Annotated in this window: 9 protein-coding genes; 4 read left to right on the plus strand and 5 right to left on the minus strand. The window is 39.6% G+C overall.

Annotation, left to right across the window (positions count from 1 at the left end):
* Window positions 1-161: 161 nt before the first annotated feature.
* Entirely contained in the window at window positions 162-833 is a 672-nt protein-coding gene (locus BP549_RS03825) for an alpha/beta hydrolase (RefSeq protein ID WP_292373258.1), read from the plus strand.
* A 219-nt stretch (window positions 834-1,052) separates the two neighbouring features.
* Here BP549_RS03825 and BP549_RS03830 read toward each other — a convergent pair whose 3' ends face one another.
* From BP549_RS03830 to BP549_RS03840, 3 genes are all read right to left on the minus strand, one after another.
* Window positions 1,053-1,928: a cation diffusion facilitator family transporter gene (locus BP549_RS03830; protein ID WP_292378266.1), complete on the minus strand. Its 876-nt coding sequence runs from the start codon at window positions 1,926-1,928 to the stop codon at window positions 1,053-1,055.
* A 381-nt stretch (window positions 1,929-2,309) separates the two neighbouring features.
* Window positions 2,310-3,395: a radical SAM/SPASM domain-containing protein gene (locus BP549_RS03835; RefSeq protein ID WP_292378269.1), complete on the minus strand. Its 1,086-nt coding sequence runs from the start codon at window positions 3,393-3,395 to the stop codon at window positions 2,310-2,312.
* Window positions 3,396-4,148: 753 nt separating this feature from the next.
* Window positions 4,149-5,360, minus strand: a complete 1,212-nt coding sequence (locus tag BP549_RS03840) for a DUF2117 family protein (protein WP_292378272.1) — start codon at window positions 5,358-5,360, stop codon at window positions 4,149-4,151.
* Window positions 5,361-5,566: 206 nt separating this feature from the next.
* Between BP549_RS03840 and BP549_RS03845 the strand changes: the two genes are divergently transcribed.
* From BP549_RS03845 to larA (BP549_RS03855), 3 genes are all read left to right on the plus strand, one after another.
* Window positions 5,567-6,259, plus strand: coding sequence for a metal-dependent hydrolase (locus BP549_RS03845; protein ID WP_292378274.1), 693 nt, complete (start codon window positions 5,567-5,569; stop codon window positions 6,257-6,259).
* Between the two features lie 311 nt (window positions 6,260-6,570).
* The gene (gene larA, locus BP549_RS03850) at window positions 6,571-7,833 is read left to right on the plus strand and encodes a nickel-dependent lactate racemase (RefSeq protein WP_292378276.1); all 1,263 of its coding nucleotides are present in this window, start codon (window positions 6,571-6,573) and stop codon (window positions 7,831-7,833) included.
* A 407-nt stretch (window positions 7,834-8,240) separates the two neighbouring features.
* Entirely contained in the window at window positions 8,241-9,500 is a 1,260-nt protein-coding gene (gene larA, locus BP549_RS03855; protein ID WP_292378278.1) for a nickel-dependent lactate racemase, read from the plus strand.
* 63 nt (window positions 9,501-9,563) lie between these two features.
* On the opposite strand, the gene BP549_RS03860 is transcribed toward larA (BP549_RS03855), so the two are convergent.
* Window positions 9,564-11,222, minus strand: coding sequence for a sodium:solute symporter family protein (locus tag BP549_RS03860; protein ID WP_292378280.1), 1,659 nt, complete (start codon window positions 11,220-11,222; stop codon window positions 9,564-9,566).
* Window positions 11,223-11,319: 97 nt separating this feature from the next.
* A complete protein-coding gene (locus BP549_RS03865; protein WP_292373243.1) occupies window positions 11,320-11,481 on the minus strand; it encodes a symporter small accessory protein in 162 nt (53 codons plus the stop codon).
* Window positions 11,482-11,675 lie beyond the last annotated feature (194 nt).

Here is an 11,675-nt window from a genome sequence, read left to right on the forward strand (position 1 = left end):
ATACTGTCAAACTAAGGTTATAAAGAAAAAAAATCGTTATTTCCCAAGTGCGATGATAACTTATATTATGCCCAAAATATTATTTAGGAAAAATACAAATATTTAGGGAAAATACAAATTTTGCTTATTATAGCTTTGCTTATTAGAGTATGGGGGATAAAATGAAAGAATTATCTAATATAGAAGAAAAAAGTAATGAAGTCCAAATTCCAATTGGGCCAATCTATCTTAACGGGATCCTTGATATTCCCAAAGGAGCCAGGGGAATTGTTGTTTTTGCGTATGGTAGTGGGAGCAAAAGCTCAAGTCCACATGACGAGTACATTGCACAGGAACTTAATAAAAGTGGTCTCGGAACTCTTTTACTCGATCTATTGACAGTAGATGAAGGAGGAATCGAGATGTTAACACGTGACTCCCATTTTGATATAGAAATGCTTTCAATAAGGCTTATTGATGTAAGCAGATGGCTTTTAAATAGATCTGATACTAAAGGGCTTAACCTGGGTTATTTAGGCACCAGTACAGTGACTCCAGCTGCAATAATAGCTGCAAGAGAGCTCAAGGATGTTGTAAAAGCAGTCGTATCTAAGGGAGGACGGCCTGACCTTGCTGAAGATGCCTTAATGTATGTAGAGGCACCTACTTTGTTTATTGTAGGCGGAACAGATGACGAAATAATAGATTATAATAAATGGGCTTTAGAGAGAATGGTTATAGCAGATAAGGAACTTAAGATCATTCCAGGTGCTAGCAATCTTTTTGAAGAGCAGGGAACTTTAGAAGAAGTTGCTCATTTGGCATGTAACTGGTTTAAAAAATATCTCCTATAAATTAGGTAATGTTGGCTAATACAATAATCTATAGCACAATTTTTGGTCATGCATAAGTGGCTAGTTGATATTTTCGGGATATTTTTTAAGTACTTTATTAGTTTATAAGATACCAACTATAATTTCCCATTGCACAAGATCTTACTATTGAAAGTTTGTCTTTATCGCATTCTTTGTTCACTTTCTTTGTTCACTTTCTTTGTTCACTTTCTTTGTTCATTATTTCTTCGATTCAAAAATACATTCTGTTGCAGAACAAAACCCTTCGCTTTCCAGTTCAATTGTTGAATGCTCGATGTGATATTCCTCTAATTTGCTTTTAATAGATAGCCTCATCTTATCTGGTGTCTGTAGATATTTGTCTTCCACAACAACATGAGCTGTTAAAAGATCGGTTTCTCCTTCCAGAGACCATATATGGAGATCATGAACCAATTTCACTCCTTCAACCGATAAGATAGATTCCTTAATTGCATCAATATCGATATTCTCAGGGACACCTTCTAGAAGAAGGTTAAGCGTTTCCTTTGCATTTTTAGAAACTCCCCATAATACAAAAATGGTGAATCCTATTGTCATTATAGGATCAATAACGGGTTTGTCCCAGAACCTCATAATTATCGATCCGGTAAGCAGGGCTATCCATCCTAAAAGATCTTCTAGAAGATGCCACGATAATACTTTCTCGCTCTGGCTCATCCCTTTCTTCAATCTTAAATATCCCAGTCCATTTATAGCAAGTCCAATAACTGCAATTAAAGCCATTCCATCAGCATTTACAGGCTCTGGACTGATCAGACGCGGGATTGCCTTGGTAAGTACAAACAACGACCCGGCTATAAGTACAATAATAGTAAATGTTGCAGATAAGAGAGATAACCTTCGATATCCAAAAGTCATTTTACTGGTTGCAGGTTTTTTTGCTTCCCTCTCTGCGTACCAGGCTATTATTAACGCAAAACTGTCAGCAAAATCATGCAATGCATCAGCTATCAGTGCTAAGCTGTTTGTTAAGAATCCTCCTATCAATTCTATGACTGTAAAGAGTATGTTTAAAGCCGCAGCAAATCCCACATTTTTTTCCCTATCACCCATAAATAGTTCATTAACTACGTTGTTGTTAAACCTTATGTTCCTCTGGAACTGAGAACTCAAATTATTAAGGTCTGGAATCGTTCTTGATTTCTTAAAATGTCTGTAATGGAATTAATCAGCATTGAAAGGAACAAAATTGTCTGATACAACAATCGAATATGTTGTAATTAATTCAAATTTTGTTATTTATAATAAAAATAGAAAATATTTACTTGATATCTGGATCTGGGGAAATTATATCAGATATAATTCAACCTAAGAAAACCCTTCAACCTATGGCGACAGGATAGTATGGACTAATACAAGCAATTGAAGCTCGTATATTTACATGTATAATCTGTCTATTTCTACTATAACTCAAATTCTTACCAGCAAATCTGCTTACAGTCCTGCTTTCAGGAGTTTACTCTTAAAATAGTCCTTATTAATATTGGTTTTTCCAGGATAGCAACAGTAAGGGTTTTCAAATTTTGAATCCGTTGTAAAATAGCAGGCTCCTCTGCATCCTCCCCTACAAATAGCCCCTTTATCACAATCTTTACAGTTGCCTGTCAGCATATTAGTACCGAAATTTCTATTATAAGCAAAATTGCCTTCTTTATACCAGATTGTAGATAAGGATTCTTCACGCAAGTTGCCTTCTATAAATTCATCCGAATAGAGGGATTCACAACCTTTAACATTGCCTGTACTACCTATCCCTACAACTCTCAAACCTGCTTGGCATCCTGACCATGCGCAGATTGTCCCGAGCTGGCCTCTTAAGTAGAATTCATTTTCATCAAAATATCCGATGTTGTCTCCTGCATAGATAGCAATCTTTTGTTCATTACGCTTTTCTCTAATAAATCGGGTAATTAGGGGTACTTTTGCAGGATCAAGGAGAAGACCCTTTTTATCAGCCATATTTCCCATCGGGTTAACGATCTGCATCTGCCAGAGCTTTATTCCCTTTTCTACAAGTAAATCGTACATTAGCCATAGATCTTCAAAGTTTCTATCTATTAAACTGGTTACAACAGCTATAGGGATACCTTCTCTGTTAAGTATGTCAAAGGTTTCCATTATCTTTTCGAACGAAGTGCTTACATTTCTCATATCATTATGATTGTTTTCCATTCCGTCAAGAGAAATTCCTACGTTAGTTAATCTGGCATATTTTATCTGGGCAATTTGTTCATCTCCAAGTAAAAGCCCATTAGTAATAAGATTTACACCAACTCCCTTCTCTGATAACTTCCTGGATATTTTTTCCCACCCTTCGTATAAAAAGACCTCTCCCCCAATAAAAGTTACCTGCTTGCATCCTAGATCTGCCAATTGTTCGGCTACATTAAGACATTCATCAACCGTGAGTTCGTTTTCTCTGGCTTTTCCTGCCACAGAACCGCAGTGCTTGCACCTCATATTGCATTTTAGTGTAAGTTCCCAAACACAGAATTCGGGTTTGTATTCATCTGGATTCATCTGTATTACTCCGTATTCATAGAGCAATCTAATCAAAAATCTGTAAAATAGATTTGAGCATTTAGCGTGTTCTATTAATTTACACATTATTGAATGTTAATTTATAAATAGTCTAAAAAAATAAAATATGGAGGATTGAATGCTAATATATTATCTAAAAAATTTAAAATATGGAGGATATTAATTTTTAATTTCTTTTTTTTAATTAGGACTTCTGCATCTGTGAAACAAAATCAAGAACATATTATTTTTTAATATCAGTGTATTTTAATTATTTTGATCCTCTTTTTTGTTAACGATCTTTTTGCTACTGATTTTGTAGTTCAAATGCATAAGTTATACTTTATTTTCATTCTAGAGGCACACCATACAAAGGCCTGACCACACCATATATAGGAACAGGTCGAGGCTCAGCTATCGGTGGTATGTACACACACCCGCCCCCAGGGTATAAAATCAAGATGTTTTTACTAACAATCATCGCTTCACCATCCTAATCATTTATTTGGACTAAAACTGGATTGTATAATCATTATTATTCAAACAATATAATTCATATGGAATCTTAATTTAGAAACATATAATTCTTCCAATTATTGTTATATTTGTTTAATTTATGTCTTATAGGTCTAATTGATTACGTACTTTACTAATTGGAACGTTCTAATTCATAGCTATTAAAAAAATAGAAAAACGAAATTATGTTGAAAATAAGGCTGGAATGTGAGCAAGGATAGCGCTATCAGGAACTTTTCAATACTCAAAAATAGTTTCAATAAAGGGCTCTGCAAGTTTCATTACATCTTCTTTAAAAGAGGATATGTCCTTTAAAACCGCAGAATTTTCGCCCCTTAAAAGCTCCTGTTTCAGTTTTTTACCCAGGATATCGTCATTTCCTGCTGCCAGCCTGAGCACGATAGAGCCAGGAAATATTTCAGTCCGACAAGTTAGCTTATCACAGTCTCCGTCCGTAATTCCGAGAATAGGAATCCCTAGCCTGGACAGGATGTCGCCTGCTATGGCTGTGGTGTCATCTCCCACGGTAACTGCAAGTTTGGCGTCACCAGCTAGTTCAAAAGTATCTTCGGCGGCATGGTCTATAAATACGACTCTTCCTGCTGCTGGTCTGGAAGAAAGACTTAATCCTCTGCCATGCGCCTTAAGTTTCCGGGCTTGCGGTGGAAAGGAATTTCCTCTTCTCAGATCTCCGCTTTTTACCCAGGCTTTTGCAAGGTCTACAGGGTCTCTTTTTTCGTAATTATGAAGTTTTTCGAGTCCATGCTCTTTTATTTCTCCCCCTTCGATTGCAACAATAAAACCATTTTCGGAGACTATGCTTACCTTGGAAGAAAAGGCTTTCCCGATTACGATCCCGTTCACCAGGATCTTTTCTCCAGGAAAGACGCCTGAAAGCTTACGTATAACCTGTATTTTACCTGTTACCGGGCAATTTTCTACTAAAACTGAATTTGGAACCCTCGAATTTCGAAGGGGTAAAGGGCTTTCAGTGGGAAGCCCTAAAATCTCAGAAAGCTTCTCAAGATATTCTCCGTATTCTTTGGCCTTTTTATTGAGAGGTATCAAAATTCCATTCGTATTTCCTGGGCTTTCAATCTGGATAAGAGGTTTCATCTCCGGCTCTCGAAGGCGTGCATAAACCATTTCTCCAAATACCTTCCCGGTCTCAACAGTTTTCCCCTTATTTAGAAGGCATACAAGGTCTGAGATTTCGAAAAGTGATTCAATGCAGGTACTTGGCTTCTGATGCCTACTTATATCTATAACGTTTTCAAGTCCTGCATCCAGGACAGCTACCTTTCCCATGGTTCCGCCAAGCCTTGCTTCGACTTTTCCCACGAAGGAAAGCTTTTCAAGGACTTTTTTCGTTTCTCCCGAATCAATTACTTCGGGCCCGTGGATCACCAGACCAACTTTCATTTTCAGTCCGTTTGATGGAAGAAACATATTAACATAATCCTCTGTACAACTCTTTCTCATTTCCTTCTCTTTTTTTACCATAAATAATTGATAACTCATTATCGCTGACAATTATAGAAAAATAAATTACCGATAGCAAAATTATTGATAGCAAAACTAATGATAGCTAAATTAAGGATATTTAACTTTTTTATTGTTATATCTTGATAAATTAATGATTTTGAGGCAAAAAGATGGCTGGCGTAAAGATCACCTGGCTCGGACATTCGGCTTTCTTGTTCGAAGCCGAAAAGAAGTTGTTGATTGACCCTTTTATTTCAGGAAACCCACTTGCTCCGTGCAGTCCTGAAGAACTGAATCCTGACATAATAGCTGTGACTCACGGGCATAGCGACCATCTTGGAGATACTATCGAAATCGGAAAACGGACTGGCTGCCGGATAATTTCCATCCATGAGGTTGCAAACTATATAAAATCGAAAGGGGTCTTTGCAGAGGGCATGAACAAGGGCGGTACAGTAAGTGTAGAGGGGATAAAGTTAACCATGACCGAAGCGCTCCATTCCTCCTCAATTGATGCTTCCGGCTTCAGCTTCGACGGCGGCTGCCCGGCAGGCTTCATTATCCGAATCAATGGACATTCCATCTACCATGCTGGAGACACCGGGGTTTTCGGGGACATGCAGCTCATAGGCGAACTTTACGAACCTGATATAGCCCTCCTGCCCATAGGCGACAAATTTACAATGGGTATAAAAGAAGCCACAAAAGCCGTAGAACTCATTCGGCCCAAAATCGTAATTCCCATGCATTACGGTACCTTTGATGTAATCAGTCAGGACCCTTTTGAATTCAAGAAAGTCGTTGAATCAAAAACTAATACAAAAGTTACTATTATGCAGCCAGGCCAGTCAATCGAACTCTAAATTCTAATATTCCTCTGCCCAGTTCCAAATCTATAATTCCTTATGGTGAGTGAAAACTATTTCACTTGACCATAAATTAACACTTTTGAGTGAAAATAAAAACGATTCTTCTTTACCAGAATTTTAAATGGTTTGCGTCTCTGGAGGCGAAATCTTTAAAAATAATACATATAATATAAAAAAGTAAGTCTAATTTTAACTACTGAATTAAGCTATATACAAGCTATATACTTAAAGCTGCATTAAATTTTGATTCTTTATTGTTTACCTATACGATTTTATATAATTAATACTAAGACATCGGAATGACCATGACTAAAAATGTAAAAACGATTCCATTCGCGTTTGGAAGGGGGATTTCGGAGCTGAATATACCTGAGAAAAATATATCCAGTATTATTCTGCCTTCGGAATCGGAAATAAAGGAAGAAGGGGCTTCCCTTATTAAAAAAGCGCTTGAAACTCCTATAAAATGTAACAGGCTTTCTGAGATTGTAAACCAGGATTCGAAAGTTGCCATCATCGTTAGTGATGTTACTAGGCCAACTCCTACTGCAAAAATTCTTCCTCCTCTACTTGAAGAACTTTATCTTGGAGGGGCAAAGGACGAAAACATTACTATTGTCTTTGCTCTGGGACTCCACCGCCAGCAGACTGAAGAAGAGTGTCGCCAGCTTGTAGGGAAAGAGATTTTTGAAAAAATAAGGTGTACCCAGCACGACAGGAAAAGGTGCAGGTTGCTTGGGAAAACAAGTTTCGGAACACCAGTCGAGGTCTTCGAAGAAGTCGCTGACTCCGACATTATCATAAGCACAGGCACGCTGGAATTTCACTATTATGCTGGATACGGAGGAGGAGGAAAGTCCATCCTTCCAGGAGTCAGTTCGGAAAAATCCATACTTTCTTTCCATAGCTTTTATAGCAAAGTTTTTGAAGGTGATCCTCTCTCAGGCCGAGCCGACAGTCCGGCAAGAAAGAATATTGAGGAAGCTGCAAGGATTGCAGGCCTTGACTTTATTCTTAATGTCATAATTAACAGCAAAAAAGAGATTGTTGCTGCCGTTGCAGGTGATCTTGTCGAAGCCCACAGGAAAGGCGCAAAGTATGTTGATGCCATGTATAAAGTGCCCGTAGAGCCTGCAGATGCCGTAGTTGTTTCCTGTGGAGGCTTTCCAAAGGATATCAACCTCTATCAAGCAACAAAATCCCTTGAGCATGCCATTCCTGCCGTAAAAAGAGGGGGTTCAATCATCCTTGTAGCCGAATGTGCCGAGGGAATAGGAAACAAGGTTTACGAATGCTGGAACAGGGAATGCAGGGATCCTGAAGACGCAGTTGAACGTTTCAGAAATTGTTTTGAGTTCGGCGGGCATAAAGCTGCTATTGTCGGAAAGACCGCAAAAGAATTCAAACTTTACCTAGTCTCAAAGCTCCCGAAAGAGGAAAGCGAAAAAGCCTTCTTTACTCCCGTAAAAAGCATAGATGAAGCACTTGAAAAGGTATTTTCCGAGAATCCCGAAGCTAAAGTTCATATTATGCCTGAAGGAGGATGGACCCTTCCTGTAATGGAGTAAAGAATAATAATTGTCCATAAAAGCAGAAAATCAAGAATTAAATAAATTAGAAAGCCAAGAGCAGAATCCGAAAAGGGTAAAATCGGAAAGTAAGGTATCCCGTAATAAATGTAGAAGTGGAATTCTGTAAATAGGGCAGAAAAAGAAATGCTGTAAAAACAGAAAATAAGGAATCCTGTAAACAGGCGAAACTAGCAGAGTCCAAAGCCAGTATTCCTTATTTACTTACGGTTAGAGCCATTATTCCTGATTACGGCTGAATTGTAGATCAAGACAATTACAGTTTTTCCTTCTTATCTACGGATGATTAATAGATTTAAGCCACAGGTTTGAACTGCTTTTAAATCATATTTTATAGTTGTTTATCAGTATTATTTTATAGAACAACTGAAAGCGTCGGCATTAACATGACTGCAAATATAAAGAAAATTCCATTGGCTTTTGGAAGCACGCAGATAGAGCTAAATATTCCTGAGGGAAATATTTCAAGCATAATTTTGCCCTCGGAGCCTGAAATAAAAGAAGGTCCGGCCTTTTTAATTAAAAAAGCGCTTGAAAATCCCATAAAAAGCCGACGGCTTTCTGAGATTGTAAACCAGGATTCGAGTGTTGTAATTATCGTTAGTGATGTTACGCGGCCGACTCCGACTGCAAAGCTTCTTCCTCCTCTACTTGAAGAACTTTATCTTGGAGGGGCAAAGGACGAAAACATTACTATTGTCTTTGCTCTCGGGCTCCATCGAAACCAGACTGAAGAAGAATCCCGAAAACTTGTTGGAGAAGAGATCTACGAAAAGATCCGCTGCATTCAGCATGATACCCTCAGATGCAGACGTATCGGCATAAGTTCCCGCGGAACCCCGATTGAAATCTTTGAGGATATTCTGGACGCCGATGTTGTTATAGGAACCGGAAGCATTGAATTCCATTATTATGCAGGATACAGTGGGGGAGCAAAGTCGGTGCTGCCTGGCGTAAGCTCAAGAGAATCCGTTATTACAAACCATAAAATGATGATTGACGAAAAAGCTGTTTCCGGAAGAGTTGATGGCCCTGTAAGGCAGGACATGGAGGAAGCCGCAAAAATTTTCGGCCTTGATTTCATCCTGAATGTGATGCTTGACAGCAAAAAAGAGATAGTTGCTGCCGTTGCAGGTGATCTTGTCGAGGCCCACAGGCAAGGCGTGGAAGTTGTGGATTCCATGTACAAAGTGCCTGTAGAGCCCGCCGATGCAGTAATCGTTTCCTGTGGAGGTTTTCCTAAAGATATTAACCTTTTTCAGGCGAATAAGGCACTTGACAATGCAACCCAGGCTGTAAAAGCAGGAGGTTCCATTATCCTTGTAGCCGAATGTGCCGAGGGGATAGGAAATCAGGTATATGAGTGCTGGAACAGGGAGTGCCGGAGTCCTGACGAGGCAATCGAGCGTTTCAAAAAATGTTTTGAGTTCGGGGGGCACAAGACTGCGATCATTGCAAAAGTTTCTAAAAAATTCAGGCTTTACCTGGTATCAAAACTTTCTGACGAAGAAACGAGAAACGCATTCTTTATTCCAATGGCAAGTGTAGAGGACGCCTTATCTGCAGTGCTTGCGGAAAATCCTGATGCAAAGATTCATCTTATGCCCCACGGAGGGCAGACCCTGCCGGTTAGAATAGATACCTGATAATTTCCTATTATGGGCAAAATAAACGAAACAAAATTAAAAATAAAGCGCAGAGGTGCAGGCTTAAACGCCTGCCGAATCCGCTGCACTGTGTGATGCTGATTCCGATACTTCTTCTTCATCTTCAAATCTGAGCCTGAAAGCCTTCTTTAGGAACTCTGGTGAGAATTGCGGTGTCATAAGGCTTACCACAATCAGGACAAGGAAGGACAGTGGAGTTGCGATTAGGATCGGGTCCACAAGAGGCCAGACACCTGAAAGCAAAGTTTCCTTGCCGAAAATTGCTTGGCAGATTCCCAGAGGCACTGCTTCTTTTGCATGGACAAAAACCAGCCAGAAGAGACTGCTTATCGAGCCCACAACAAGACTTGCAGTTGCTCCGGCTTTTGTTGTACGTTTCCAGAACAGTGCTCCTATGTAGAGCGGCAGGAAGGCCGATGTGCACAGCCCCATGAACATGGCAGTAGCTCTTGCAATGATGCTTCCAGGGAGAATGTAAGCCAGAATAACTGCTACCAGAATGGTAAATGCAATTCCTATTTTTGTAACATGTACTGTGCTTGCGCCGGACTTGCCTTTCATAATACCATGCTGGTAAACGTCATACCCTATGGCTGTACCCATTGTATGGAACTGGGCAGCTGCAGTAGACATTGCAGCCGAAAGCAGGCTGAGCATGAAAATTGCTACAAATAGTTCAGGCATTGCCTGGTTCAGGTATGCGGGAATTATAAGGTCAGTATTTCCGCCCGGAACAACATCAAGGGCAATTTTCCCTACAGTCCTGTAAAAGTATACATTAGACAGGGCTCCCACAACATATGCGACTCCTGCCATCATCAGAAGGAAGGGACCTCCTACAGCAACTGCTCTTTTCAAGGAACGGTCGTCTTTCACAGTCATGAATCTGACTGCAAGCTGTGGCTGCGCAAGTGCTCCTATTCCTACTCCCATTATGATTGTGGAAACCATTGTCCACCAGATTGAGGAATTAAAAGCCGGCATTGCAGTCCAGCCTCTGTGTCCCTGTTCAACAAGCGCCTGAGGCACAAGGTTTACCATATTAGTAAGAGCCTGGTGAGCTTCTACGACTCCTCCCAGTTTGCTGTAGGTAAAGACCAGCAGGAAAGTCATTCCTATCAACATAATACTGGCCTGCATCGCATCCACGTACATTACTGAGAGGAGACCGCCTTTAATTACATAACAAGCAATGATAACGGTAAAGATCAGAAGAGCGAAGTTATAATTTATTCCAAGCGTAGTCTCAAGAAACCGGCCTGCTCCTATGATCACGCTTGCAGCGTAAAGCGGCATGAAAACCGCTACAATAAGCCCGGAAAATGCTTGAATAAACCTGGATTGGAAGCGTTTTCCTATGAATTCAGGGTAAGTAATGGCTCCAAGGTTTAGCCCCATACGCCGGGTTCCAGGACCGAAGACCACGAAGGCGATGAAAATCCCGAAAAAGATGTTCATGAAGACAAGCCACAGAAGTCCCATTCCTGTGGACGCGGCTACTCCTCCAAATCCTATAATTGCAGAAGTGCTGATAAACGCAGCTCCGTAGGAGAGAGCCATAATTGCCGGGGGTACACTTCTACCTGCAAGCATATATCCATCGGTCTGGGAACTTTTCTTATATCCCAGCCGGGCAACGTAGAAAGTTAATGCAAAATAAATAACGACAAGAAAAATTAGAGTTGAAGTACTTACTGCCATAAAAATAACTCCAGAATAATTTCGGCTACTGTTTTTTCTCAGGAATTCCCAAAAAGGTTTGACTGTAATGAACCTTTAGAGCAAATCCCGTACCCTTTTATTGGTTTTGAGTTACCTGTTTTTGAGTACTGCTTTTTACTGACTGTTCTTCTTTCTCCTCTCTCCAATTCAACAGCCCATAAACCATGCACCCGAGTGCACTAAATATACACGCAAGATATGCAAGCCAGATTTGAGGATCATCTATTCCTAATACCATCTACTACACCTTCCTGGAAAATATCTTGATAATAGCTAACATGACACTTGTTAGCAATGTACATTAATCCTTTTGCTATTTAAGTATATTGAGTAAGGTAAACTCTAACATAAAGTAACTTTATACATTATAAAAATAATTTATTATAATTTGTATAATTCTACTTATTCTACTTATTCCACTTATTCCACTTA

Origin of the sequence: Methanosarcina sp. UBA289 (genome assembly GCA_002496565.1) — an archaeon.
Lineage (GTDB): Archaea > Halobacteriota > Methanosarcinia > Methanosarcinales > Methanosarcinaceae > Methanosarcina.

Coding starts and splice junctions, on each gene's coding strand:
- BP549_RS03865 (WP_292373243.1), bottom strand. CDS start 11,481: ATGGTATTAGGAATAGATGATCCTCAAATCTGGCTTGCATATCTTGCG.
- BP549_RS03825 (WP_292373258.1), top strand. CDS start 162: ATGAAAGAATTATCTAATATAGAAGAAAAAAGTAATGAAGTCCAAATT.
- BP549_RS03835 (WP_292378269.1), bottom strand. CDS start 3,395: ATGAATCCAGATGAATACAAACCCGAATTCTGTGTTTGGGAACTTACA.
- larA (WP_292378278.1), top strand. CDS start 8,241: ATGACTGCAAATATAAAGAAAATTCCATTGGCTTTTGGAAGCACGCAG.
- BP549_RS03840 (WP_292378272.1), bottom strand. CDS start 5,360: ATGTTTCTTCCATCAAACGGACTGAAAATGAAAGTTGGTCTGGTGATC.
- BP549_RS03845 (WP_292378274.1), top strand. CDS start 5,567: ATGGCTGGCGTAAAGATCACCTGGCTCGGACATTCGGCTTTCTTGTTC.
- BP549_RS03830 (WP_292378266.1), bottom strand. CDS start 1,928: ATGGGTGATAGGGAAAAAAATGTGGGATTTGCTGCGGCTTTAAACATA.
- larA (WP_292378276.1), top strand. CDS start 6,571: ATGACTAAAAATGTAAAAACGATTCCATTCGCGTTTGGAAGGGGGATT.
- BP549_RS03860 (WP_292378280.1), bottom strand. CDS start 11,222: ATGGCAGTAAGTACTTCAACTCTAATTTTTCTTGTCGTTATTTATTTT.